The sequence below is a fragment of the Pseudaquabacterium inlustre genome, from assembly GCF_038066595.1.
In the GTDB taxonomy this organism is placed as follows: Bacteria; Pseudomonadota; Gammaproteobacteria; order Burkholderiales; family Burkholderiaceae_C; genus Pseudaquabacterium; species Pseudaquabacterium inlustre.
Window position 1 is genome coordinate 439,257 of sequence record NZ_JBBUTH010000008.1, and the last position, 23,689, is coordinate 462,945.

The window sequence follows — 23,689 nt, forward strand, 5'->3', positions numbered from 1 at the left end:
TCACGCGGCGCGGCGCCCGTGGGCCTGTGCCTCGGCCTGCTGCTCGGCCAGGCGGCGCGTGGCGCGCAGCACCAGCGTGGGGTCCAGATCGGCCTGGGCGGCGATGATGGGCACCACGTCGTCGATCGAGGCCGGCACCGTCATCAGCGCCTGCACGATGACCGACAGCGCCAGCGCCGAGCGCCGGGTGGGGGCGTCGGGCAGTTCCAGCAGGCCCTGGGCCACCACATGGTGGCGCACGCTGGCCACGGCGGCGGGGTCCAGGCCCCAGCTCTCGCACAGCGCGGCGCCCAACGCGTCGTGGCTGACGCCGAAGCCCACATGCTCCAGCTGGGTCAGGTCCCCGTCGGTGGCCGTGGCGCGCAGCATGGCGCGGTAATGGTCGGGCGCGTGGCGGAACAGCACGGCCTTGCCGCACTCCTCGAACAGCCCGGCCGAATGCGCGGCCCAGGCATCGACCCCCAGGGCCTGGGCCAGCCGGCCCATCAAGTGGCCACGCAACGCCGCACGCTGCCAGATCGGCTGCAGCTCGGGCGCCGGCGGAAAGGCCGCGCGCAGCCCCATCTCGAAGGTGATGCCGGCGATCTCGCGCGTGCCCAGGTAGGTGACCGCCTGCTGCACGCTCTGCACCCGGCCGGCCAGGCCGTACAACGAGGAGTTCACCGCCTTCATCACCGCGGCGGCCAGGGCCATGTCGGCCTGCACCAGCGCGGCCACGGCCTGCTGGTTGACCTCGTCATCGGCCAGCAGCAGCGACAGTTTCACCAGCGAGTCCGGCTGGGCCGGGATGTCGATCTCGAGGGTGCGCAGTTGCGGGTCGACGGACATGGCGTGGGCGGCGGGCGGGCCGGTCAGGAGGGCGGGAAGGGGCGGAAGGGGACTGCCAACGGCGGCTAGGCTAGGGCCGCCACGCCGCCGCCAAAGCCCCGAAACAGCCCCCGGCCACCCCGCATTTCCGCCGCCGCAGCGCCCCGTGGGGCCGAGCCGGGCCCGCCCGGGGCGCGGACGGGCAAAAAAAACGCCAGGCACACGGCCTGGCGTCGGAAGCAATGGGTGCGGCTGGGGCGCTGTAATGCTTTGTGGCTGCCCGGCCGGACCACCAGGTTGTTCTGATGTCGTCGATGTCTCCTCAGTCCCCCGGGTTCTGGCGGCGCGCTGGCCGCAGAACCGAGTGGCGGGACTGTAAGGAGCCCATGAACAAAGGTGACACCGGGATAACCCGGCGCTTTAACGTTTTTGCCACATCCGGCCGTGGGAGGTGACAGCGCCCGGCCCGCCCGCTCAACGCGCCGCCGCGCGCATCAGCGCCGCGGCGCGCTCGGCGATCATCAGCGTGGGGCTGTTGGTGTTGCCGCTGGTGATGGTGGGCATCACGCTGGCATCGGCGATGCGCAGGCCGACCACGCCGCGCACGCACAGTTCGGGGTCGACCACCGCCTGCACATCGTCGGCACGGCCCATGCGGCAGGTGCCCACCGGGTGGAAGATGGTGGTGCCGATGTCGCCGGCCAGGCGCGCCAGGTCGTCGTCGCTCTGGAACTGCACGCCGGGCTTGACCTCGCGCGGCTGGTACTTCGCCAGCGCCGGCTGGGCCGCGATGCGGCGCGTCAGCCGCAGCGAATCGGCCGCCACCTGGCGGTCCTCCGCCGTGCTGAGGTAGTTGGCCTGGATGGCCGGCGCGTCCTCGGGCCGGGCCGAGCGGATCTGCACCGTGCCGCGGCTGGTCGGATTGAGGTTGCACACGCTGGCGGTGAAGGCGTTGAAGCGGTGCAGCGGCTCGCCAAAGGCATCCAGGCTCAGCGGCTGCACGTGGTACTCCACATTCGGGTCGGCATAGGCCGGCGACGAGCGCGTGAAGCAGCCCAGCTGCGACGGCGCCATGCTCATCGGCCCGCTGCGGTTGAGCAGGTACTGCAGGCCGATCAGGCCCTTGCCCAGCAGGCTGCTGGCCTGGGTGTTCAGCGTCCTGACGCCCTGCACCTCGAACACGGCGCGGATCTGCAGGTGGTCCTGCAGGTTGCCGCCCACGCCCGGCAGCTCATGCTGCACGCTGATGCCATGGCGCTGCAGCAGCGCACCGGGCCCGATACCCGACAGCTGCAGGATCTGCGGCGTGCCCACCGCGCCGGCGGCCATCACCACCTCGCCACCGCCGCCCTCGCGCAGCCGGGCGATCAGCGGCGCGCCGCGCTGGTGGTCGTGGCCTTCGGGGCGCAGTTCCACGCCGGTCACACGCAGCTGGCCGTCGACGTCGCGGGCGGTCACCAAGCGCGTCACCTGGGCGCCGGTCCAGATCTCGAGGTTGTCGCGGTGCTGCACCGGGCGCAGAAAGGCCTTGGTCGCATTCCAGCGCACGCCGCCGCGCTGATTGACCTCGAAATAGCCCACGCCCTCGTTGCTGCCGCGGTTGAAGTCGTCGGTGGCCGGGATGCCGGCCTGCTGCGCCGCGGCCGAGAACGCGTCCAGGATCTCCCACGACAGGCGCTGCTTCTCCACCCGCCACTCGCCGCCGGCGCGCGCACCGGTGCGGTCGAAGCCGGGTGCGGCGTGGTGCGCGTTGTCGCCGCGCCAGTGGTCCTCGTGCTGCTTGAACACCGGCAGCACGCGGTCCCAGCGCCAGCGCTCGTCGCCGGTCACGGCGGCCCAGTGGTCGTAGTCGCGCTGCTGGCCGCGCATGTAGATCATGCCGTTGATGCTGCTGCAGCCGCCCAGCACCTTGCCGCGCGGGTAGCGCAGGCTGCGGCCGTTCAGGCCGGGGTCGGGCTCGGTCTTGAACAGCCAGTCGGTGCGCGGGTTGCCGATGCAGTACAGGTAGCCCACCGGAATGTGCACCCACAGGTAGTCGTCGTTGCCACCGGCCTCGATCAGCAGCACGCGCTTGCCACGGTCGGCGCTCAGCCGGTTGGCCAGCAGGCAGCCGGCGGTGCCGGCACCCACCACGATGTGGTCGAACTGGTAGGCGTCGTGCGGGCGGTGCGGCATGCCGGCGGTCTCCTCAAGGTGTGCGCGTCAGTGCCGGCATTGTGGTGCGCCGCCAGCCCGCGGTGCACCGATGGCCAGCCCCTCAGGTTTCAGGGAAACTCAAATCACATGACTCCTGAATTGCGACAACTGCAGGCGCTGGTGGCCATCGCCCGGCTCGGCACGCTGGCCCGCGCGGCCGATGCCCTGCACTGCAGCCCGTCGGCGTTGTCGCTGCAGCTCACTGAACTGCAGCGCCGCCTGGGCTGCACGCTGCTGCGCCGCACCGGCCGCGGCCTGGTGCTCAGCGCTGACGGCGAGCGCCTGCTGCCGTCGGCGCAGGCCGCCGTGGCCGCTGTGGAGCGCCTGGTCGACGAGGCCAGCCACGGCAGCGCCGCCGCCCGCGACGCGCGGCCCGACACGCCAGCGCCGGTGAGCCTGGGCACCATCCTCGACCCCGACGCCATCCGCCTGGGCGAGTTGCTGCGCGCCGCCCGCGCCCGGCTGCCGGCGGTGCTGCCCGAGCTGCGCCACGGCATCTCGGGCAGCGTGCAGCGCGAGGTGGCGGCCGGCCGGCTGGACCTGGGCTTCACGCTCGGCGATGTGAGTGCCGGCTCGCTGCGCGTGCAGCGCCTGGCCACGGTGCGCTATGTGGTGGTGGCGCCGCGCGGCTGGCAGGCACGGCTGCACGGCCTGGGCTGGGACGGCCTGGCCGCGCTGCCGTGGATCACCACGCCGCCCGAATCGGTGCACCACCGCCTGCTGGCACCCTTGCTGGCGCGGCTGGGCCGGCCGCTGCGCAGCGTGGCCCGTGTCGACCAGGAGGCCTCGATGCTCGACCTGGTGCGCGCCGGCTTCGGCCTGAGCCTGGCGCGCGAGGCCGTGGCGCTGCGCGAGGCCGACGCCGCCGGCCTGGCCGTGTGGCGCCAGCAGCCGCTGGACACCGCGCTGTCGCTGGTCAGCCGCGTGCCGCCGGCCGACCCGGCCCGCGCGGCCACGGTCGATCAGCTGTTCGAGGCCGCGGCCAGCATCTGGCGGTGAGCGATCAGCGAATCGCCGCGCTGCCCAGGATCGGGAACAGCTTCACCAACCCGTCGGCCAGCAGTTCCACCGCCATCGCCGCCAGGATCAGGCCCATCAGCCGCGTCATCACGTTGATGCCGGTGCGGCCCAGCACCTTGGCGATGCGGCCCGAGGCGGCGAAGGCCGCGTAGGTGGCCAGGCCGATCACCACGCCATAGCCCACCAACACCGCGTGCTGCCAGAAGTGCTTGGTCTTCTCGGCGTAGATCACCATGGTGGAGATGGTGGCCGGGCCGGTCAGCAGCGGGATGGTCAGCGGCACCACGGCCACGCTGGCGCCGGCGTCGGCACGGGTCTGGCCCTCGTCGATGTCGTCCTTGCCGCTTTCGGCCGGCTGGGCGTTCAGCATGTGCAGCGCCGAGATCAGCAGCAGCATGCCGCCGCCCACCTGGAACGACGCGATCGAGATGCCGAAGAAGGCGATGATCTGCAGCCCCGCCAGGCCGCTGACGGCGATCACGCAGAAGGCCGAGAAGCTGGCCACGCGCAACGTGCGCAGGCGCTGCTCGCGCGGCAGCCCCTGCGTGAAGGCCAGGAAGAACGGCACCGCGCCGATCGGGTTGACGATCGCCAGCAGCGCGATCAGCGGTTTGAGCAGGTCCATCGCGCCATCATCGCGTCAAAGCGGTGGCGCGGTCGCTGAGGGTGCACCCGCATCCGCGGCCGTTTCTGCAGCGGCCGTTTCTTCAGCAGCCGTTTCCGCCGCTGCCGTTTCATCGTCGGCCCGGCGCAGCGCCAGGAACAGCTCGCACAGGCCGCGCAGGTACACCGCGCCCGGCACCACCAGGCCCAGCGCGAACACCAGGCCGGCCCCGGTGAGGGCGGCGCTGGTGTGCTCGGGCAGCGGCGGCGCCCCCGGCGCGACGCGAAAGCCCATGCCGAACAGCGCCGACAGGAAGGGCGGCACCGCCAGCGGCAGTTCCAGCACGCCCACCGCCAACGCCGCGAACGCCCGGCCGCCGGCCAGCACCACGAAGCTCATCAGGCCGGCCACCGCCGCCGACAGCAGGCTCACCGCAGCCGACAGCAGCACCGCATGCACCGGCCGCGCGCGCAGTTGCCGCCACAGCATCGCCAGGATGGCGCGCCAGCCCAGGCCCGACCAGGCGGCCGGCGCGGCGATCGGGCCCACCAGCGTCACCATCACCAGCGCCGCCGCGCCCAGCAGCGGCACGGCCACCGGCACCAGCACACCCAGCCAGCCGGCCCCCACGCCGGGCAGCCGGGCCGCCCACAGCAGCGCCGTCACGGCCGCCAGCAGCAGCGCCGCCAGCGCCAGCACGGTCAGCACCACGGCCAGCAGGCGCAGCGCCGGCACCGGCGCCGCGCGCAGCGCATCCAGCGGGTGGCGCGGCCGGTGGCCGCGGGCCTCGTCCATCAGCACCAGGCCCGCGGCGGTGCTGCCCAGCAGCACCACGCCGAAGGCCGCCACGCCCAGCCCCACGCCGGTGGCCAGCGACTCGCCGCCCAGCAGGCGCTGCGCACTCACCAGCAGCCAGCCGGCCGACGCGAAAGTCAGCAGCAGCAGGTACAGCGCGGTGCCGTTGCGCACCGACTCCACGCTCTGCAGCACCGAATCCAAGGCCCGCAGCGGGCCGCGAAATCTTTGAGATTCGGCAATTTCGGTCGACATCGTGGCGGCCATGATACTTTTCGGGTTTGCACGGGCTCCCGGCCCTGTTGATGGCACGTTGTTTGCCACCATAATGTCCGCACGGGTTTTTGTGCCCCGGCCCGTGTCTGGAGACGGCGCCTGTAGCTTGAGTGGTTCACGCTGGGTAGAAGCTCCACATGGTTTTCTTTTCTCGTTAAGGAGCTTCCCCTCATGGGAAACAAGCTTTATGTAGGCAACCTGGCCTACTCGGTGCGCGACGAGTCGCTGCACGAAGCGTTCTCGCAATTCGGTGCGGTCACCTCCGCCAAGGTCATGATGGACCGTGAAACCGGCCGCTCGAAGGGCTTCGGCTTCGTCGAGATGTCGTCGGCTGCCGAAGCGCAAGCCGCGATGAACGCCATGAACGGCCAGCCCCTGGAAGGCCGTCCGCTGGTGGTCAACGAGGCGCGTCCCCGTGAGGAACGTCCGGGCGGCTTCGGCGGCGGTGGCCGCAGCGGTGGCGGCGGCTACGGTGGTGGTGGCGGCGGCGGCTACGGCGGCGGTGGCCGCAGTGGTGGCGGCGGCTACGGCGGTGGCGGTGGCGGCGGTGGTTACGGCGGTGGCGGCGGCGGTGGTCGCAGCCCCTACGGCACCGGCCGTGGCCCGCGCGGCGGCGGTGGTGGCGGCTACGGCGGCGGCCAGGGCGGCTACTGATCCGCACCAGCATCGGGCCCCTGCGTGGTGCCCGGTGCACGGTCCAAGGGCATCTTCGGATGCCCTTTTGTTTTTCCGGCGCCGCCGGGCCGTGCAGCCCGTCGCGACGAGCGCCGCGACACTAGGTCGACTGCCGGTGCTTGCGCGGCCGGCCGGCCAGCAGCCGGTCGAACAACGCATCGGGCAGGACCCGCAGCAGCCTGGCCACCACGCCCATCTGCCAGGGAATCACGCGGAACGTGACGCCCGCCGAGATCGCCGCGAAGGCGCGGTCGGCAAAGGCCTCGGCGCTCATCAGGAACGGCATGCTGTAGCGGTTCTTCTGCGTCAGCGGCGTGTCGACATAACCCGGCGCAATGGTCACCACCTTCACACCGTGCGGCCGGCATTCGCCGCGCAGGCTTTCGCAGTAGCTGATCACCGCCGCCTTGCTGGCGCAGTAGCCGCCATGGCCCGGCAGGCCGCGGATGCCGGCCACGCTGGCCACCCCCACCAGCGTGCCGTGGCCGCGGGCGCACATGGCCGCGACGAAGGGCTGGAAGGTGGCGGCCATGCCGATGTTGTTGGTTTCGTAGATGCTGCGCAGCACCTCGAGGTCGGCCGCGTCGGCGGTGTCGATGCCCACGCTGATGCCGGCGTTGGCGATCACCACGTCCGGCAGGCCCTGGGCGGCGATGCAGGCGCGGCCGGTGGCGGTGATGGCAGCCACGTCGCGCACGTCGGCCCCGTAGACGGCCACGCGCTCGCGCGGCAGGCCCTGGGCATCGGCCCATTGCTGCAGTTCGGCCGCCCGTCGAGCCACCAGGGCCAGGCGCCAGCCGGCGCGGTGGTAGCGCAGCGCCAGGGCCTGGCCGATGCCGCTGGACGCGCCGGTGATGAACGCCAGCGGCGCCTCCGGCGCCCGTGCGATGACGGCGCTGCTGACCTCGCTCATGGCCGGGCCTCCTTCGTGGCCGGCGTGGGCGCCACCCGGCGGGCCGCCAGGCTGGCGCGCACCGGGCCGGCCAGTTCCAGGCGCTGGCTGAGGTTGTCGAAGTCGATGCCGCCGGCGCGCACGTCGCTGCCGCTGCGGCGCACGCGCACCGGCAGGTGCGAGCGCAGGCGTTCGAAACGCGTGAAGGCGTGCAGGAACTCGCCCTCCACCTCCAGCGTGTCGCCGTCGGGCAGGTGGCTGCGCACCTGGGCACTACCCAGCAACTGCACCTCGCTGCCGTCGCCATTGGCCAGCGCGCGGCGCGCCTGGGCCTCGGTGATGCGGCCATCGCCGCCGACGGCGTGGATGCGCACGCCCTCGATCTCCATGCGGTCGGTGTCGGGGAAGTGGCGCAGCTGCGTGCCGTCGATGCGCAGCACCAGGCGGCCGTCGGGTGCGAAGCGGCTCACCGAGAAGTCGCTCATCGTGTAGTCGGGTTCCTTGCGCACCGGCACCTGGGTCTGCGGGCCGGGCGGCTGCGGCGTGTGCTTGACCAGCCACCAGGTGCCCACCGCCAGCAGCGCCATCAGCAGCAGCGGCAGGTACGACGAGAGCAGCTGGCGCAAGCGCCAGTCCCACGACAGCGCCGGCCGCGGCGCACCGGCAGGCGCGCGCAGGCTGCCCAGGTGCACGCTCACCTCGGGCAGGTCGGGCAGGTGCAGTTCAGGCGGGCTGGCGCCGGGCATCAGGGGGCGGCCTCGCGGTGGCGCCGGCTCAGCGCGCGTCCAGCGTCTGGCCGTGCTGGGCGGCCAGCAGCGGGGCGTAGCGGCCGGCGGCGATCAGCAGCAGATCGCAAAACTCGCGCGCCGCGCCTTCGCCGCCACGGGCGCTGGTGATGTGGTGGGCCACCGCGCGCGCCTCGGCATGGCCGTTGGGCGGCACGCAGGCGAAACCGGCACGCACCAGCAGCGGCAGGTCGGGCCAGTCGTCGCCGATCACCGCCAGTTCGTCCCAGGCTATGCCCAGTTCGGCCAGCACGCGCTCGGCGCAGGCCAGCTTGTCGCTGACGCCGAAGTGCACGCGCGTCATGCCCAGGTCGGCCATGCGCCGGCGCACGGCCGGCGAGTCGCGGCCGGTGATGATGACCGGCGTGATGCCGGCCTGGGCCAGCAGCTTCAGCCCATGGCCGTCCAGCACATGGAAGGCCTTGACGCCCTCGCCGTCGGCGCCGATGTACAGGCGCCCGTCGGTCAGCACGCCGTCGACGTCGAAGATGGCCGCACGCATGCCGCCACCCTGGCCCTGGGCACGCAACAGCAGTTCGGGCGCGAAGTTCAGGGCGGGCGCCGCCATCACACCACCTTGGCGCGCATCAGGTGGCCGATGGTCAGCATGCCGGCCAGCCTGCCGTCGGCGTCGACCACGGCCACGGCGGTGATGCGGTGCTGCTCCATCAGCTCGGCGGCCTCGACGGCCAGCGCCTCGGCGCGGATGGTCTTGGGCCGCGGGTGCATCACCTCGGCCGCGCGCAGCGTGCGCAGGTCGCCGCCACGCTCGATCAGGCGGCGCAGGTCGCCGTCGGTGAAGATGCCCTGCAGCCGGCCGTCGGCATCCACCAGCAGCGCGGCACCCAGGCCCTTGGCCGACATGGTGCGCATCATCCCGGTGAACGGGGTGTCGGCTGCCACGGTGGGCAGGTCGTCGCCGCGGACCATCAGCTCGCCCACATGCACCAGCAGCTTGCGGCCCAGCGCGCCGCCGGGGTGCGAGCGGGCGAAGTCGGCCTCGCCGAAGCCGCGCGCATCCAGCAGTGCCACGGCCAGCGCATCGCCCAGCGCCATCTGCGCGGTGGTGCTGGCGGTGGGCGCCAGGTTCAGCGGGCACGCTTCTTCGGCCACCGCGCTGGAGACGATCAGGTCGGCATGCTGCGCCAGCGTGGACTCGGGCTTGCCGGTCATGGCCACCAGCGTGATGCCCAGGCGGCGCAGCGCCGGCAGGATGGCGGCGAGTTCGTCACTCTCGCCGCTGTTGCTGATGGCCAGCACCACGTCGCCGGGCTGCACCATGCCCAGATCGCCATGGCTGGCCTCGGCCGGGTGCACGAAGAAGGCCGGCGTGCCGGTGGAGGCCAGCGTGGCGGCGATCTTGCGGCCCACATGCCCGCTCTTGCCCATGCCCATCACGATGACGCGGCCGCGGCAGTCCAGCATGGCCTGCACCGCGCCGGTGAAGCCCTCGCCCTGGCGCGCGGCCAGGCCCAGCAACGCGCGCGCCTCGATCTCGAAGGTTTCGGCGGCGAGTTGCAGCGCACGCTGCGGATCGATGGGTCGGCTGAGGGTCACGTTGGGCGGGATCAGGGCAAAGGGCCGATGCGCTGGCTTAGCATCGGCTGCACCGGTGCGCCGCATTCTAGGCGGCGCCCCTTTCCAACTCACCCACGGATGGCCACCACCCTCGAACTCGTCCTGCTGTACCTGGTTGCCGCCGTGCTGGGCGTGGTGGGCTGCCGGATGCTGAAGCTGCCGCCGATGCTCGGCTATCTGGCGGTGGGCATCGTCATCGGCCCGAATGCGCTCGCGCTGGCCAAGGATTCGGCCGGTGTGAAGTACCTGGCCGAGTTCGGCGTGGTGTTCCTGATGTTCGTCATCGGGCTGGAGTTCAACCTGCCCAAGCTGCGCAGCATGCGCACGCTGGTGTTCGGCCTGGGCCTGAGCCAGGTGCTGCTGACCATCCTGGGCGCAGTGGCCGGCAATGCGGCGCTGACCTGGGGCTTCGCGATGCTGGCCCGGCGCTGGGACCTGGGCTGGCAAGGCGCCATCGTGCTGGGCGCGGCCATGGCCATGAGCTCCACCGCCATCGTCGTCAAGCTGATGGCCGAGCGGCTGGAGCTGGAGAGCGAGCACGGCCGCCGCGTCATCGGCGTGCTGCTGTTCCAGGACCTGGCCGTGGTGCCGCTGCTGGTGCTGATCCCGGCGCTGGACGAGAGCGGCCCCGACATGGCGCGTGCGCTGCTGTTCGCGCTGCTCAAGGCCAGCGTGCTGCTCACGCTGCTGCTGGTGGGCGGCCAGCGCGTGATGCGCTGGTGGCTGACGCTGGTGGCGCGACGCAAGAGCGAGGAGCTCTTCGTGCTGAACCTGCTGCTGATCACGCTGGGCCTGGCCTGGCTGACCGAGCACGCCGGCCTGAGCCTGGCGCTGGGCGCCTTCGTGGCCGGCATGCTGGTGGCCGAGACCGAGTTCAAGCACCAGGTGGAGACCGACATCCGGCCGTTCCACGACGTGCTGCTGGGCCTGTTCTTCATCACCATCGGCATGAAGCTGGACTGGCGGCCGGTGGTCGACCAGTGGTTCCTGGTGCTGCTGCTGGCCGCCGTGCCGGTGGTGGCCAAGGCGGCGCTGGTGGCCGGCCTGGCGCGGGCCTTCGGCGCCACGCCGGGGGTGGCCATCCGCACCGGCCTGTACCTGGCACAGGCCGGCGAGTTCGGCTTCGTGCTGCTGACGCTGGGCGCGCAGGGTGGCCTGATCCGCGGCCCCTGGGTCAGCCCGGTGCTGGCCAGCATGGTGCTGTCGATGCTGGCCACGCCCTTCATCGTGATGTTCTCGAACCGCATCGTGATGAAGCTGTCGGCCAGCGAGTGGATGCTGCAGTCGGTGCAGCTGACCACCATCGCCAAGAAGTCGATCCGCAACGAGGCCCACGTGATCATCGCCGGCTACGGCCGCAGCGGCCAGAACCTGGCGCGCATGCTGGAGCAGGAGGCCATTCCGTACATGGCGCTCGACCTCGACCCCGACCGCGTGCGCCAGGCCGCCGCGGCCGGGCAGAGCGTGGTGTTCGGCGACGCCGCGCGCCTGCCCAGCCTGATGGCCGCCGGCCTGGCCCGCGCCAGCGCGGTGGTGGTGAGCTACCACGACACGCCCTCGGCGCTGAAGATCCTGGCCCTGGTGCGCGAGCATGCGCCCAAGGTGCCGGTGATCGTGCGCACCATCGACGACAGCGACCTGGAGCGCCTGCGCGCGGCCGGCGCCACCGAGGTGGTGCCCGAGGCCATCGAGGGCAGCCTGATGCTCGCCGCCCAGGCGCTGGCGCTGGTGGGCGTGCCGATGCGCCGCGTGATCCGCGTGACGCGCGACGCGCGCGACAAGCGCTACCACCTGCTGCGCGGCTACTTCCACGGCGCCGACGACGACACGATGGAAGAGCGCCAGCAGGCGCGGCTGGCCAGCGTCACGTTGCCGGCCGCCGCCGCCTGCCTGGGCCGGCCGCTGGGCGACGTGGCCCTGCCGGCCATGGGCGTGCAGGTGGCCTCGGTACGCCAGGCCAGCGGCCGCGTGGTCGATGCCGACGACACGCTGCTGCTGGGCCCCGGCGACACCCTGGTGCTGTCGGGCCTGCCCGAGCCGCTGGCGATGGCCGAGGCGGCGCTGCTGCGGCCCTGAACCTCAGTTCGCCGGGCAGGCGGGCATCAGCGTGCGGGTGTAGACCGCGGAGCCTGGCGTCGTCGGCTCGCCGGCCACCGCGGTGTTGACGGTGAACGTGCAGCCGTAGCTGGGGCTGGCCACGGTGGCCGGGGTCATCACGTCGTCGCCCGCCGGCTTGGTGCCCTGCTCCACCCACTTCACCAGGTCGGCGAAGGCGTTCACCGTCTCGGTGACGGTGAAGTCGCAGTGGCTGGGCGCCCGGATGGCGCGCTGCACCAGCAGGTTGCCGTTGCCCTTGGCCACCGCGCGCTGGCGGTGGATCTGCGTCATGTGGAAGGGCACGTACATGTCGCCCAGCGTGTGCATCGACAGCACCGGGATCTTGAACTCGCCATTCACCTTCGGAATCCACCGCAGGCCGTCACGGCGCAGGCGGTTGGCGTCGGCCACCGCAGTGGCGCGCAGCACGCCGGTGTTCAGCGCCTTCTCTTCGTCGGTCTGCGCCGTGTCGGCGTCCAGCTGGAAGACGAAGCGGTTGGTGTCCAGCGGGCTCTTGTTCAGGATGCCGTTGATCGTGCCGTCGCCGCCGAAGGTGCCCCACACCACGCCCTGCAAGCCGCTGTTGGCGAAGCCCTCGTTGAAGATCGGCCGCTCGCCGCCGGTGAGGTTGCGGATGGCCTCGCGCAGCTTCAGGCCCTGGGCCGTGGGCACGGTGCTGAAGGTGGTGAACAGGTTGCTGCGCACCAGGGCCGAGATGTCGGCCCAGCCGGTCTGCGGGTACTTGGGCACGCCGGCGAAGTACTGCGCCAGCGCCTGGTAGGCGCTGAAGTAGTCGAACAGCTCGGTGTCGCCGGTCACGCCGCACATCGGCAACGCGCCGTCGTAGTTGACCTTGTTCTTGGCGTAGGTGGCGGTCTCGGTCTCGATGGCCGCGGCCGTGATGTGCCCGCCCATCGAATGGCCGACCAGGTAGGTCTTGGTGGGCGCGGCCAGCGTGCGCCCGCGCGCCGCGGCGATCTTGGTGAACTCGTTGGCCAGCGCGTTGGTGTCTTCCACGCCGACGCGCACGTCGTAGTAGTTCTTGCTGTAGCTGCTGGCCGCCCAGGCGAAGCCGTTGGCGATCAGGTAGGCGCGCAGCGCGCTGGGCGTGGTGACCACCAGTTCGTTGCCGGTGCCGGCATAGCCGTGGGCATACATCACCAGCTTGCCGTTCCAGTTCTTGGGCACCTCGATGCGGTAGCCCGAGCCATTGAGCACGCCGGCCCAGCGGTCGGTCTCCACGCTCACGCCGGCCTGGGCCTTGAAGCCGTCGCCGTTGCTGCCGGTGCCGGCCTCGTAGTCGCTGTAGGCGCTGGCCGCGCGCGGCGCGAAGCTGGTGCGGCTGTCCTGCGCGCGGGTCTCCTCGGGCTCGCTGACGGCCTGGGTGGTGGGCGTGTCGTCGGCGCCGCCGCAGGCGGACAGCAGTGCGGCGGCGATGGCGGCCAGCGCGGTCGCGCTCAAGCGGGAAAGCGGGGAAGGGGTGCGGTTCACGGGCGTCTCCTCATGCGGGTCCTGTCGATGCGGCGGACCGGGAGGCGCGATGGTGGGCAGGCCGCTAGAGGATGGCTTGTACCGAGTTGTCGTGGCGCACGAAGCTGGGGGAAAGTCCGTAGGTGCGTTGCCACGTGTGCGACAGGTGGGCCGAGTCGGTGAAGCCGGCCTCGTGGGCGATGCCGGTCAGCGTGCGCGCGGCCTTGAACTGCGCCGCCGCGCGCTGGGCCCGGGCGTACGCTCGCCAATGGCGATAGGGCACGCCCAGGGCCTGGCTGAAGCAGTGCGACATGCGGTGGTACGAGATGCCCAGGCGCCGCGCCAGCTCGGGCAGCCCGAGCTCGGGCTCCACCCGCAGCCACTGCAGCAGCGTGGCACGCAGCGGCGGATCGGCGCCCACCGGCGGCAGCAGCGGGTGCAGCGTGGCCAGCAGCGCGTCGCACAGCGCCTGGCCACTGGCCCGGTCGGGCAGGCCGCGGGCCATCGCGGCCAGATGGGCGTCGTGCGCCGCGAAGGCGGCGCGCGACAGCGGCAGCACGCCGTCGCCCGCGATGCCGCGCCAGCGCAGGAAGCCCGCATGCTCCGGATGCAGGTTCAGGCTGACCAGTGGCACGCCCTGCGCCAGCAGCCGCCGCGCCACCAGCGGCTGCACCGCGGCCGCACCGCAGCGCAGGCCGCGCCGTGCGGTCTCGATGCCGAACAGCTCATGCGCCGCCACCGCCAGCAGCAGCACCGCGGCCGGCCGCTGGGTGCGCACCGGCGGCAGCCGCGTGCTGGCGTACAGAAACCCTTGCGCCACCCGGCAGTAGTGATCGGGCGGGCCGGGCTCGGGCCTGCCGGCGCAGGGATCGCCCGCCGTGGCGGGAAACGCCAGTTCCGCAGCGCGGCTGGCATCGGGGTCGAAGGTCACGTCGGGTAGGGCGGGCAGCCGCAATGCAGAAGCCGCGAGGCTAGCCAAGCCCGCCACACCCGCCCATCAGGGGCCACCCGTGGCGCTGCCGCAGCGCGGAATGCGCGCACAATCCCGGTCCCCGCCGTGCCCGGCACGCGCACCGCCCCACGCCATGCAGCACACCACCGCCCACGCGCTGACCGCCGACTACATCCGCAGCCACATCCGCACCGTGCCCGACTGGCCGGCGCCGGGCGTGCAGTTTCGCGACATCACGCCGCTGCTGCAGAACCCCAAGGTGTTCCGCGTGCTGATCGACGAGTTCGTGCACCGCTGGTTCGACCTGAAGCCCGATGCGGTGGCCGGCCTGGATGCGCGCGGCTTCATCCTGGGCGCGGTGGTGGCCTATGAGCTGAACGTGGGCTTCGTGCCCATCCGCAAGAAGGGCAAGCTGCCCTACACCACGGTGGAGGAAAGCTACGAGCTCGAGTACGGCAGCGCCACCGTGGAGATGCACACCGACGCCGTGAAGCCCGGCGACCGCGTGGTGCTGATCGACGACCTGATCGCCACCGGCGGCACCATGACGGCCGGTCTGCGCCTGCTGCAGAAGCTGGGCGCCGAGGTCATCGAGGGCGCCGCCATCGTCGACCTGCCCGAGCTCGGCGGCTCACGCCGCATCCGCGACGCGGGCCTGCCGCTGTTCACGCTGGTCGATTACGACGGGCACTGAGCCGGCCCCACAGCAGCGCGCCACCGGCCAGGGCCATCAGCGCGCTGGCCGGCTCGGGCACCGCCGACACGCTGGGCCCGGCCATGAACTGCGCCTGCACCGTGGTGTCGTCGAGGCGGCCGCTGTAGATGCGCACGTCGTCCAGATCGCCGTTGAACTGGCCGCCGAAGCTGGACACCTGCCGGCCCAGCCGCATGTTGCCGTGGAAGTACGGCGTGCTGTAGTTCCAGCCGGCGCCGCCGTGGCCGATGTACTGGCCGTCCACCCACAGCAGCACGACGTTCTCGGCCATGGCCACGGCGTAGTGGTGCCACACGCCGGTGTCGGCCACCGGCGCGCTGCGTGCACCGGCCCAGCCCGACTGGTTGATGCCGACCACTTCCGATCCCCCACCGGCCGAGGGACGCAGCGACAGCGCGAACTCGGGCAGGTAGCCCGACACCACGCCCTGGCCCACCATCACCGCCTCGGCGGCCGTGCCGGTGCCGGGGGTCTGGCGCGCCCACAGGCTCACCGTCCACCAGGTGTCGGCACCGTTTTCGGCCGACGGGATCAGGCCGGCGTACTCGGCAAAGGCGTTGTCGCCGCGCACGGCCAGCACGCCACCGCGCACCTGCACATCGCCCGACAGCGTGGCGTGTGCCCCCTGTGCGCTGTCGGCATCGCGGCTGAAATCGAAGGCATGCACCAGCGTGAAGGCCGGCACGGCGGCTTGGGCGCCCGTCACGGGCAACAGAGCGGCCGCGACCAGACAGAGGGTGGCGGCGCAGCGCAGCGGAACAAGGGCCATCGAGGTCTCCAACGACAAGGTAGTGCGGATACCCGGTAGCGCCAGACCGCGCGGCGCAACGGATCACCGCCCCCCGCAACCAGGGGGCGCGGCCAGACGCCTACTTGCCGATGCAGAAGCTGCTGAAGATGACGCCCAGCAGGTCGTCGGCGCTGAAGCGGCCGGTGATCTCGCCCAGAGCCTCGTGCGCCAGGCGCAGTTCCTCGGCGAAGAGGTCGAGCGCGGCATCGGCCACCGCCGCATGTTCGGCCGCCAGCGCCAGGTGCGCCGCGGTGCGCTCCAACGCCTGCACATGGCGGCGGCGCGCGATGAACACGCCTTCGGCAGCTGCCTCCCAGCCGGCGCGGCGCAGCAGTTCCTGGCGCAGCGCCTGCAGGCCGGCGCCAGCCTTGGCGCTCAGCGCGATCTCGCCCGCCGGCAGTGCGGCCACCACCTCGGCAGCCACCCCGTCGCGCTTGTTGTGCACATGCACCAGGCGCGCGATGCCGTGCGCGGCCAGGCGCTCGGCAATGCCGGCCTCGGCGGCTTCGTACTCGGGCTGGCCGCGGCGCGTCAGGTCGTGCAGGAAGATCACCGCGTCGGCCTCGGCGATGGCCGCCCAGCTGCGCGCGATGCCGATGCGCTCCACCTCGTCGGCGGCCTCGTCGTCGCCGCGCAGACCGGCGGTGTCGATCACATGCAGCGGCACGCCCTCGATCTGGATCGTCTGGCTGACCTTGTCGCGCGTGGTGCCGGCAATGGCCGTCACGATGGCCAGCTCGGCCCCGGCCAGCGCATTGAGCAGGCTGCTCTTGCCCACGTTGGGCTGGCCGGCCAGCACCACGTTCATGCCCTCGCGCAGCAGCGCACCCTGGCGTGCCCGGCCCATCACCGCGGCCAGCGCGGCGTCGATGGCCTGCAGCTGGCCGCGCGCATCGGCGCGCTCTAGGAAGTCGATCTCCTCCTCCGGAAAGTCCAGCGTCGCCTCCACCAGCATGCGCAGGTGCACGATGCGCTGGCGCAGCGCCTCGATCTCGTGGCTGAAGGCGCCGCTCAAGGACCGGCCGGCCGAGCGCGCCGCCGCCTCGGTGCTGGCGTCGATCAGGTCGGCCACGGCCTCGGCCTGGGCCAGGTCGAGCTTGTCGTTCAGGAAAGCGCGCTCGGTGAACTCGCCCGGCTCGGCCAGGCGCAGGCCCGGCAGCAGCGGCCGGCCCGTGCCGGCGTCCACCTCGGCCGCCGCCTCCAGGCAGCGCGCCAGCAACAGCTGCAGCAGCACCGGGCCGCCGTGGGCCTGCAGTTCCAGCACGTCTTCGCCGGTGTAGCTGTGCGGGGTCGGAAACCACAGCGCCAGGCCCTGGTCGATGGGCTGGCCATCGGCCGCGAGAAACGGGCCGTACTGCGCATGGCGCGGCGCTGGCAGCTTGCCCGCCAGACGCTGCACCAGCGGCGCCAGACTGCGGCCGGACACACGCACGATGCCCACCGCACCGCGGCCGGCGGCGGTGGCGATGGCGACGATGGGGTCTTCGCGGCGGGCCAGTGACATCGGCGCGGATTGTGGCCGATGCCCTGCCACCGCCTCCGGCCAGCCGCCAGGGTGTGGCGGGTGGGCGGCAGGCTGCAGGGAGATGGCGCGGGGCGGGGTGCCGGTGCGCGCGCTTGCCCGCACCGAGTGAACACCACCGGGGCGGCACCGGGCGGTGCCGCCACACCCCGCATTGATCGTTGCGGACAGGCCATGAAAAAAGCCGACCGCTGATTCGCATCATCGGTCGGCTTCGGCCCGGGCTTGAGTCCGGGGTCACGGGGGCGCTGGCGGCCCCGCGTGCACTGGTTCACGCCCAGGCTACTTGTTGACGCCCAGCTGCTTGTTGATGAACCACTGCTGCGCAATGCCCAGCAGGTTGTTGGTCAGCCAGTACAGCACCAGGCCAGCCGGGAAGAAGAAGAACATCACCGAGAACACCAGCGGCATGATCCACATCATCTTGGCCTGCACCGGATCGGGCGGCGTCGGGTTCAGCCAGGTCTGGAACATCGTCGACGCGGTCATCAGCAGCGGCAGGATGAACAGCGGGTCCTTGGTCGACAGGTCGTGGATCCAGCCGATCCACGGTGCGTTGCGCATTTCCACCGTGGACAGCAGCACCCAGTACAGCGCGATGAAGAACGGCATCTGCACGAAGATCGGCAGGCAGCCGCCCAGCGGGTTGACCTTCTCCTCGCGGTAGATGCGCATCATCTCCTGCTGCATCTGCTGCGGCTTGTCCTTGTAGCGCTCGCGCAGTTCCTGCACCTTGGGGTTGATGGCCTTCATCTTGGCCATCGAGCGGTAGGCGCTGGCGTTCAGCCAGTAGAAGGCGATCTTCAGCAGCACCACCAGCGCCACGATGGCCCAGCCCCAGTTGCCGATCAGGCTGTGCAGCTTGTCCAGCAGCCAGAACAGCGGCTTGCTCAGGATGGTGAGCATGCCGTAGTCCTTCACCAGCTCCAGGCCGGGGGCCAGGGCCTCGAGCTTCTTCTCCTCCTGCGGGCCGGCGAACAGCACGGCCTGGTGGCTGGCGGTGGCGCCGGGCGCCACGCTGCCCAGCGGCAGCACCATGGCCACGCGGTACAGCGGCTTGCCGAAGGTGGATTCGTTGGCGGGAATCGCGTCCACCTTGAACTCGCGTGCGGCCTTGGCATTCACCAGCCAGGCGCTGGCGAAGTAGTGCTGCACCATGGCCACCCAGCCGTTGTCGCCGCTCTTTTGGAACTGGGCCTTGCCCTTGTCGATGTCGGCGAACTCCACCTTCTCGAACTTGGCCTGCTCGGTGTAGACCGCCGGGCCGGTGAACGAGGTGGGACCGGCCATCACGTTGGTGTTGCCCAGCACGGTGCCGTCGCGCGCCAGCTGCAGGTACAGCTGCGGTGCCACGGCGGCCGCGCTGGTGTTCTTCAGCTCGTGCTTCACGGCCACGGCGTAGTCGCCTCGGCGGAAGGTGTAGGTCTTGACCAGCTGCACGCCGCCGACCTCGGGCGACTCGAAGCGCACCGACAGTTCATTGGCACCGTCCTTCAGCTCGCGCTCGCCCGGCACCAGGCTCATCACCGTCAGGTGGTTGGGCAGGGCCGCGGCACCCTGGGCGCCGATCAGGCCGGTCTGCGCCAGGTACACGCTCTTGGCGGTCTGGTCCATCAGCACCACGTTGCGCTTGGCATCGTCGCTGTCGGCGTGCTTGAGCAGTTCCAGGCGCACCAGGTCACCGCCCTTGCTGTCGAGCGTGGCCTTCACCAGATCGGTCGTGATGGTGACCTTCTCGCTGACCAGCGGCGCCGCGGCGCTGGCGGCCGGCGTGGCCGCCACGGCACCGCCGGCCTGCGGCAGACCGGCCGCCGAAGCCGGCTGCGGGGCCGAGCCCGCAGCAGCCTGCGGACGGGCGGCCGGCGGCGCGAAGAACGAGGGCTGGCCGTTGTGCTTGTTCCACGCATCCCACAGCAGGAACAGCGAGACGAGGAACACACCCCAGAGGATGTTGCGACGGATGTCGGGCATGGGTGGAGTCTTCGGGTCTACGAACGGGAAAGGGGGTCGTGCGCGGCCGGGCCGGGCGGCTCGGCCGCGACCGGCTGTGCCACCAGGTGGCGGAACAGCCGTGGCGGCGCGTCGGGCACCGGATCATGCCCGCCCGCGCACCACGGGTGGCAGCGCAGGATGCGCGCAGCGCTCATCCAGCTGCCCGCGGCAGCGCCGTGGCGCTCGAGCGCCTGCAGCGCATAGGCCGAGCAGGTGGGCTCGAAGCGGCACACATTGCCCAGCCAGGGCTTGAGCAGGTAGCGGTAGCCCTGCACCAGCGCCATCAGCGCACGGCGGGGCAGTCCGGCCAGGCCCTTGACGGGCGTGGCAGATACAGGCGCTGGCGTGGGCAAGGCGTCGGGCGGGGTCATGGCAGTGCGGACCGCGACGACAGCACGAGGCCCCGGCAACGCCGGCGCTCAGGCCGCCGCCGCGCGCAGGGCGCGACCGGCCGGTGGGCCAGGCGGACGGGGTGACATCGCCCGCTGCAGCAGCAGTGCCAGTTCCGCGCGCGCAGCAGCGCGCAGCGCTTCGGACGAGGCGCTGCGGAATTGCGTGCGGTCGAACGGCGCCTTCAGGCGCAGCACCCACAGGCCGGGCGGCAGGCTGCCGCCATGGTCCTGCATCACCGCACGCATCTGGCGCTTCAGCAGGTTGCGCGTCACCGCGCGCCGGGCATGGCGCTTGGGCACCACGGTGCCCAGCCAGCAGCCTTCGAGCACCAGTTTGGGCACTTCATCCACAGGCGGTGGGCAACTGGGTGCATCACCTGTGGATAAGTCGGCCGCTGCGCTCGCCTTGGCGGGCTTTTTCGGTGCCGAAGGCGCGTCGGGCAGATGGTGAGCCGCGAAGTGAGCACTTCGCGAACGCGGAGGCAACGCCAACACGCGTTCGAAGTCGGCCGTTCGCACGATGCGCCCGACCATCCTGGCTGCCGCTGTGGCCGGCCCCGGCGCCGGGATCAGACCTGCGTCAGGCGCTTGCGGCCCTTGGAACGGCGCGCGGCGATCACGGCGCGGCCGCCGCGGGTCTTCATGCGCACGAGGAAGCCGTGGGTACGGGCGCGACGGGTCTTGGAAGGCTGATAGGTGCGCTTCATGGTGGGTCTCTTCGAGGATCAGTGTGCGGGGGGTGACAAGGACGGGCCCCGGTGAGTCACCGGGACTGCCATGGCCAAAGACCGCGGCGCGCCCGTGCGCTCATGCCCTGCCTGACTGGCCGAAGGTCGCCCGCCGCTGGATCTTGTGCACCGAGATGCACCGCCATGGTCGCCTGCGCCTTCCGCCCACCGAGCCCTGCACGTTGGGGAAACCCACTATTAGAGCAAAAACCTCCTTTGCGGTCAAACACTTGCACGCCAGCATGCGGCTTGGCGGGGGCATTGACGCGTTGCAAGGAACTGTGGATAACCACGGCTGCGCGGGCCGGAGGGGCCTACAATCGCGACGCTCAAAAGAAGACTTGTCCACAATGAGCCCAGATCTCTGGCTGCGCGGCTGCGAACGACTCGCCGCCGAACTGCCCGAACAGCAATACAACACCTGGATCCGCCCGCTGCCTGCCGCCGAACTGAGCGTTGGCGCCGACGGAGCCGTGGTCCAGGTGCGCGTGCCCAACCGATTCAAGCTCGACTGGATCCGGTCGCAGTACGCCTCGCGCATCGAGTCCATCCTCAGTGAGCTGGCCGGCGCCCCGGTGCGCCTGTCGCTCAGCCTGGCCGCCCGCGAGATGCCGCCGGCCCGGCCGCTGCCGGCCAACGGCCCGGTGCGCGCGGCCGCGCTGCTGAACGGCCAGGCCCTGGCACCGGCCACCCGTGTGCCGGTGCCGGTTCCCGTGGCGGCTGGCGGCGATGTGCTGGCCGACGAACCCGGCATCCCGGCTGCAACCCCGGCCACAACTGCGGCCCCGGCCGAGGTGGCCCACGCGTCGGCCCCCGGACCGCGCCCGGGCTACCCGATGCCCGGCGGCGCGGCGGCCACGCCGCGCCCGGCCGGTGGCCACCTGCCGCCCTCGGCCAACGCCCACCGGCTGAACACCGCGCTCACCTTCGACACCCTGGTGGCCGGCCGCGCCAACCAGATGGCCCGCACCGCCGCGCTGCACGTGGCCGGCGCGCCGGGCGTCATGTACAACCCGTTGTTCATCTACGGCGGTGTGGGCCTGGGCAAGACCCACCTGATCCACGCCGTGGGCAACGCGCTGCTGAAAGACCGCCCCGACGCCCGCGTGCTCTACCTGCACGCCGAGCAGTTCATCAGCGACGTGGTGAAGAACTACCAGCGCAAGACCTTCGATGAACTGAAGGCCAAGTACCACTCGCTCGATCTGCTGCTGATCGACGACGTGCAGTTCTTCGCCGGCAAGGACCGCACGCAGGAGGAGTTCTTCAACGCCTTCGAGGCCCTGCTGGCCAAGCGCGCGCACATCATCATGACCAGCGACACCTACCCCAAGGGGCTGGTGGACATCGACGAGCGGCTCACCAGCCGCTTCGACGCCGGCCTGACGGTGGCCATCGAGCCGCCCGAGCTGGAAATGCGCGTGGCCATCCTGATCAAGAAGGCGCTGGCCGAGGGCACCGACATGCCCGAGGACGTGGCCTTCTTCATCGCCAAGAACGTGCGCGCCAACGTGCGCGAGCTCGAAGGCGCGTTGCGCAAGGTGCTGGCCTACAGCCGCTTCAGCCACAAGGACATCAACATCAACCTCGCGCGCGAGGCGTTGAAGGACCTGCTGAGCATCCAGAACCGCCAGATCTCGGTCGAGAACATCCAGAAGACGGTGGCCGACTTCTACAAGATCAAGGTCGCCGACATGTACTCGAAGAAGCGCCCGGCCTCGATCGCCAAGCCGCGCCAGATCGCGATGTACCTGGCCAAGGAACTCACCCAGAAGAGCCTGCCCGAGATCGGCGAGCTTTTCGGCGGCCGCGACCACACCACCGTGCTGCACGCCGTGCGCAAGATCGGCGGCGACCGTACCAAGGACTCCGAGCTCAACCAGCAGCTGCACGTGCTGGAACAGACGCTCAAGGGCTGACGCGGGCCGCATGCCGCCTGCCTGACGCCCACCCCCCTCTACCGGCCTGCCAGGGCTCTCTGGCCGGTCTCCCCCCTTCGTTCGAAGCCCCTTACACCCTGTGGATCAGTGCCGTCAAATGACAAAGCTGTGAACAAAACTGGAACAAGCCTGCTGTTGTCCACAGCCGCGGGCCGCCAGATCGAGTTGTTGTTCGCCAACCGCGCCCAATCCCGCCCTGCGCCCACAGGGTTCAGCCGGCGATAAAGCGTTGAAAAGTCAGGCGAAAATGCCGTTGTTCACAGCCAGCCCGGCCCCCTACTAAGAACTACCAGTTCTTTAAAGAGGAAGACATGATCGTATTGAAAGCGCCGCAACACGCACTGCTCGAGGCCCTGCAGGCCGTGGCCGGCATCGTCGAGCGCCGCCACACGCTGCCGATCCTGGCCAACGTGCTGATGCGCAAGAACGGCGAGGCGATCGAGTTCACGACCAGCGACCTCGAGATCCAGGTGCGCACCAACGCCACGCTGGGTGGCGATCCCGGCCCCTGGAGCAGCACTGTGGGCGCGCGCAAGCTGATCGACATCCTGCGCTCGCTGCCCGGCGACCAGGTGGTGACGCTGAGCGCCGCGCAGAACAAGCTGACGCTGGCCGGCGGCAAGAGCCGCTTCACGCTGCAGACGCTGCCGTCGGAAGACTTCCCGCTGGTCAACGAGTCGGCCGACTTCGGCCCCGCGTTCAGCGTGCCGCAGAAGGTGCTCAAGGGCCTGATCAACCAGGTGCACTTCGCGATGGCGGTGCACGACATCCGCTACTACCTCAACGGCATCCTGTTCGTGGCCGAGGGCAAGACGCTGACGTTGGTGGCCACCGACGGCCACCGTCTGGGCCTGGCCCAGGCCGAGCTGGAGACCGAGATCCCGAAGCAGGAGGTGATCCTGCCGCGCAAGACCGTGCTGGAGCTGCAGCGCCTGCTCAAGGACGAGGACACCCCCATCGAGATGCGCTTCGCGGCCAACCAGGCCAAGTTCGCGTTCTCGGGGTTGGAATTCGTCACCAAGCTGGTTGAGGGCAAGTTCCCCGACTACAACCGCGTGATCCCGAAGAACCACAAGAACAGCGTCACGCTGGGCCGTGCGCCGCTGCTGGCCAGCCTGCAGCGCGCCGCCATCCTGACCAGCGAGAAGTTCAAGGGCGTGCGTCTGAACTTCGACCCCGGCACGCTGCGCATCGCCAGCAGCAACGCCGAGCAGGAAGAGGCCAAGGAAGAGCTCGAGATCGACTATGGTGGCGATGCCATCGAGGTCGGCTTCAACGTCACCTACCTGATGGACGCGCTGGGCAACATCGGCGCCGACATGGTGAAGGTCGAACTGCAGGACGGCAACAGCAGCGCGCTGATCACGGTGCCGGAGCAACCGGGGTTCAAGTACGTCGTCATGCCCATGCGGATCTGACGCAGTCAGAACCGCAAGGGCATGCTGCCCCTGCGTTTCTGCACC

General features: G+C 71.0%; 22 protein-coding genes. 6 read left to right on the forward strand and 16 right to left on the reverse strand.

The genetic code is table 11. From position 1 onward, the window contains the following. Together AACH10_RS16435 and AACH10_RS16440 are read right to left on the reverse strand one after the other, a co-directional pair. Positions 1 to 828 carry an HDOD domain-containing protein gene (locus tag AACH10_RS16435; protein ID WP_341411538.1) on the reverse strand — a complete coding sequence of 276 codons (828 nt, stop codon included), beginning with the start codon at positions 826 to 828 and terminating at the stop codon, positions 1 to 3. 453 nt (positions 829 to 1,281) lie between these two features. After that, positions 1,282 to 2,982, reverse strand: a complete 1,701-nt coding sequence (locus tag AACH10_RS16440) for a GMC family oxidoreductase (RefSeq protein WP_341411539.1) — start codon at positions 2,980 to 2,982, stop codon at positions 1,282 to 1,284. Positions 2,983 to 3,090: 108 nt separating this feature from the next. Here AACH10_RS16440 and AACH10_RS16445 point away from each other — a divergent pair, with 108 nt between their 5' ends. Beyond that, a complete protein-coding gene (locus AACH10_RS16445; RefSeq protein ID WP_341411540.1) occupies positions 3,091 to 4,002 on the forward strand; it encodes a LysR family transcriptional regulator in 912 nt (303 codons plus the stop codon). Positions 4,003 to 4,006: 4 nt separating this feature from the next. Here the strand turns inward: AACH10_RS16445 and AACH10_RS16450 are convergent, their stop codons facing one another. Both AACH10_RS16450 and AACH10_RS16455 read right to left on the reverse strand, forming a co-directional pair. Further along, the gene (locus tag AACH10_RS16450) at positions 4,007 to 4,648 is read right to left on the reverse strand and encodes a MarC family protein (RefSeq protein WP_341411541.1); all 642 of its coding nucleotides are present in this window, start codon (positions 4,646 to 4,648) and stop codon (positions 4,007 to 4,009) included. 15 nt (positions 4,649 to 4,663) lie between these two features. Beyond that, entirely contained in the window at positions 4,664 to 5,626 is a 963-nt protein-coding gene (locus tag AACH10_RS16455; protein WP_341411542.1) for a hypothetical protein, read from the reverse strand. Positions 5,627 to 5,869: 243 nt separating this feature from the next. Here AACH10_RS16455 and AACH10_RS16460 point away from each other — a divergent pair, with 243 nt between their 5' ends. After that, positions 5,870 to 6,352 carry an RNA recognition motif domain-containing protein gene (locus AACH10_RS16460; RefSeq protein WP_341411543.1) on the forward strand — a complete coding sequence of 161 codons (483 nt, stop codon included), beginning with the start codon at positions 5,870 to 5,872 and terminating at the stop codon, positions 6,350 to 6,352. 121 nt (positions 6,353 to 6,473) lie between these two features. Here AACH10_RS16460 and AACH10_RS16465 read toward each other — a convergent pair whose 3' ends face one another. Genes AACH10_RS16465 through AACH10_RS16480 form a run of 4 tightly spaced genes read right to left on the reverse strand, consistent with a single transcriptional unit; the run spans position 6,474 to position 9,607 of the window. Then, entirely contained in the window at positions 6,474 to 7,286 is an 813-nt protein-coding gene (locus AACH10_RS16465) for an SDR family oxidoreductase (protein ID WP_341411544.1), read from the reverse strand. Further along, positions 7,283 to 8,011: an LPS export ABC transporter periplasmic protein LptC gene (lptC, locus tag AACH10_RS16470; RefSeq protein WP_341411545.1), complete on the reverse strand. Its 729-nt coding sequence runs from the start codon at positions 8,009 to 8,011 to the stop codon at positions 7,283 to 7,285. Before lptC ends, AACH10_RS16465 begins: the two co-directional genes overlap by 4 nt. Before the next feature lie 28 nt (positions 8,012 to 8,039). Continuing rightward, positions 8,040 to 8,618 (reverse strand): KdsC family phosphatase, encoded by a 579-nt coding sequence (locus AACH10_RS16475; RefSeq protein ID WP_341411546.1) that lies wholly within the window; start codon positions 8,616 to 8,618, stop codon positions 8,040 to 8,042. Further along, on the reverse strand, positions 8,618 to 9,607 hold the full coding sequence (locus AACH10_RS16480; protein ID WP_341411547.1) for a KpsF/GutQ family sugar-phosphate isomerase: 990 nt from the start codon (positions 9,605 to 9,607) through the stop codon (positions 8,618 to 8,620). The genes AACH10_RS16475 and AACH10_RS16480 overlap by 1 nt, the downstream gene beginning before the upstream one ends. A 99-nt stretch (positions 9,608 to 9,706) precedes the next feature. Here AACH10_RS16480 and AACH10_RS16485 point away from each other — a divergent pair, with 99 nt between their 5' ends. After that, positions 9,707 to 11,704, forward strand: a complete 1,998-nt coding sequence (locus AACH10_RS16485; protein ID WP_341411548.1) for a cation:proton antiporter domain-containing protein — start codon at positions 9,707 to 9,709, stop codon at positions 11,702 to 11,704. 3 nt (positions 11,705 to 11,707) lie between these two features. On the opposite strand, the gene AACH10_RS16490 is transcribed toward AACH10_RS16485, so the two are convergent. Beyond that, complete coding sequence (locus tag AACH10_RS16490) at positions 11,708 to 13,186, reverse strand: alpha/beta hydrolase family protein (RefSeq protein ID WP_423228617.1); 1,479 nt, start codon at positions 13,184 to 13,186, stop codon at positions 11,708 to 11,710. A 94-nt stretch (positions 13,187 to 13,280) separates the two neighbouring features. Next, positions 13,281 to 14,126, reverse strand: a complete 846-nt coding sequence (locus AACH10_RS16495; protein WP_341411549.1) for a helix-turn-helix domain-containing protein — start codon at positions 14,124 to 14,126, stop codon at positions 13,281 to 13,283. Between the two features lie 154 nt (positions 14,127 to 14,280). Between AACH10_RS16495 and AACH10_RS16500 the strand changes: the two genes are divergently transcribed. Beyond that, the gene (locus tag AACH10_RS16500) at positions 14,281 to 14,841 is read left to right on the forward strand and encodes an adenine phosphoribosyltransferase (protein ID WP_341411550.1); all 561 of its coding nucleotides are present in this window, start codon (positions 14,281 to 14,283) and stop codon (positions 14,839 to 14,841) included. Here AACH10_RS16500 and AACH10_RS16505 read toward each other — a convergent pair. The 6 genes from AACH10_RS16505 to rpmH form a co-directional block, all read right to left on the reverse strand. After that, complete coding sequence (locus AACH10_RS16505; RefSeq protein ID WP_341411551.1) at positions 14,813 to 15,568, reverse strand: LamG-like jellyroll fold domain-containing protein; 756 nt, start codon at positions 15,566 to 15,568, stop codon at positions 14,813 to 14,815. The two genes, AACH10_RS16500 and AACH10_RS16505, sit on opposite strands and share 29 nt — an antisense overlap. A gap of 163 nt (positions 15,569 to 15,731) precedes the next feature. Then, positions 15,732 to 17,156, reverse strand: a complete 1,425-nt coding sequence (gene mnmE, locus AACH10_RS16510; RefSeq protein ID WP_341411552.1) for a tRNA uridine-5-carboxymethylaminomethyl(34) synthesis GTPase MnmE — start codon at positions 17,154 to 17,156, stop codon at positions 15,732 to 15,734. 300 nt (positions 17,157 to 17,456) lie between these two features. Next, positions 17,457 to 19,145 (reverse strand): membrane protein insertase YidC, encoded by a 1,689-nt coding sequence (gene yidC / locus AACH10_RS16515; RefSeq protein ID WP_341411553.1) that lies wholly within the window; start codon positions 19,143 to 19,145, stop codon positions 17,457 to 17,459. 17 nt (positions 19,146 to 19,162) lie between these two features. Next, positions 19,163 to 19,468, reverse strand: coding sequence for a membrane protein insertion efficiency factor YidD (yidD, locus tag AACH10_RS16520; protein ID WP_341411761.1), 306 nt, complete (start codon positions 19,466 to 19,468; stop codon positions 19,163 to 19,165). Between the two features lie 117 nt (positions 19,469 to 19,585). Then, entirely contained in the window at positions 19,586 to 20,092 is a 507-nt protein-coding gene (locus tag AACH10_RS16525) for a ribonuclease P protein component (protein WP_341411554.1), read from the reverse strand. Between the two features lie 35 nt (positions 20,093 to 20,127). Next, entirely contained in the window at positions 20,128 to 20,265 is a 138-nt protein-coding gene (rpmH, locus tag AACH10_RS16530; protein WP_341411555.1) for a 50S ribosomal protein L34, read from the reverse strand. Between the two features lie 371 nt (positions 20,266 to 20,636). On the opposite strand from rpmH, the gene dnaA reads away from it, so the two are divergent. Next, the gene (dnaA, locus tag AACH10_RS16535; protein ID WP_341411556.1) at positions 20,637 to 22,205 is read left to right on the forward strand and encodes a chromosomal replication initiator protein DnaA; all 1,569 of its coding nucleotides are present in this window, start codon (positions 20,637 to 20,639) and stop codon (positions 22,203 to 22,205) included. Between the two features lie 332 nt (positions 22,206 to 22,537). Beyond that, the gene (gene dnaN / locus AACH10_RS16540) at positions 22,538 to 23,644 is read left to right on the forward strand and encodes a DNA polymerase III subunit beta (RefSeq protein ID WP_341411557.1); all 1,107 of its coding nucleotides are present in this window, start codon (positions 22,538 to 22,540) and stop codon (positions 23,642 to 23,644) included. Positions 23,645 to 23,689: the final 45 nt, after the last annotated feature.

What these genes read in the sequence shown, in the direction of transcription:
- dnaN (WP_341411557.1), top strand. Translation starts at nt 22,538, where the DNA reads ATGATCGTATTGAAAGCGCCGCAACACGCACTGCTCGAGGCCCTGCAG.
- AACH10_RS16440 (WP_341411539.1), bottom strand. Translation starts at nt 2,982, where the DNA reads ATGCCGCACCGCCCGCACGACGCCTACCAGTTCGACCACATCGTGGTG.
- AACH10_RS16475 (WP_341411546.1), bottom strand. Translation starts at nt 8,618, where the DNA reads ATGGCGGCGCCCGCCCTGAACTTCGCGCCCGAACTGCTGTTGCGTGCC.
- AACH10_RS16460 (WP_341411543.1), top strand. Translation starts at nt 5,870, where the DNA reads ATGGGAAACAAGCTTTATGTAGGCAACCTGGCCTACTCGGTGCGCGAC.
- AACH10_RS16450 (WP_341411541.1), bottom strand. Translation starts at nt 4,648, where the DNA reads ATGGACCTGCTCAAACCGCTGATCGCGCTGCTGGCGATCGTCAACCCG.
- AACH10_RS16485 (WP_341411548.1), top strand. Translation starts at nt 9,707, where the DNA reads ATGGCCACCACCCTCGAACTCGTCCTGCTGTACCTGGTTGCCGCCGTG.
- AACH10_RS16500 (WP_341411550.1), top strand. Translation starts at nt 14,281, where the DNA reads ATGCAGCACACCACCGCCCACGCGCTGACCGCCGACTACATCCGCAGC.
- rpmH (WP_341411555.1), bottom strand. Translation starts at nt 20,265, where the DNA reads ATGAAGCGCACCTATCAGCCTTCCAAGACCCGTCGCGCCCGTACCCAC.
- AACH10_RS16525 (WP_341411554.1), bottom strand. Translation starts at nt 20,092, where the DNA reads ATGGTCGGGCGCATCGTGCGAACGGCCGACTTCGAACGCGTGTTGGCG.
- mnmE (WP_341411552.1), bottom strand. Translation starts at nt 17,156, where the DNA reads ATGTCACTGGCCCGCCGCGAAGACCCCATCGTCGCCATCGCCACCGCC.
- lptC (WP_341411545.1), bottom strand. Translation starts at nt 8,011, where the DNA reads ATGCCCGGCGCCAGCCCGCCTGAACTGCACCTGCCCGACCTGCCCGAG.
- dnaA (WP_341411556.1), top strand. Translation starts at nt 20,637, where the DNA reads ATGAGCCCAGATCTCTGGCTGCGCGGCTGCGAACGACTCGCCGCCGAA.
- AACH10_RS16445 (WP_341411540.1), top strand. Translation starts at nt 3,091, where the DNA reads ATGACTCCTGAATTGCGACAACTGCAGGCGCTGGTGGCCATCGCCCGG.
- yidC (WP_341411553.1), bottom strand. Translation starts at nt 19,145, where the DNA reads ATGCCCGACATCCGTCGCAACATCCTCTGGGGTGTGTTCCTCGTCTCG.
- AACH10_RS16435 (WP_341411538.1), bottom strand. Translation starts at nt 828, where the DNA reads ATGTCCGTCGACCCGCAACTGCGCACCCTCGAGATCGACATCCCGGCC.
- AACH10_RS16465 (WP_341411544.1), bottom strand. Translation starts at nt 7,286, where the DNA reads ATGAGCGAGGTCAGCAGCGCCGTCATCGCACGGGCGCCGGAGGCGCCG.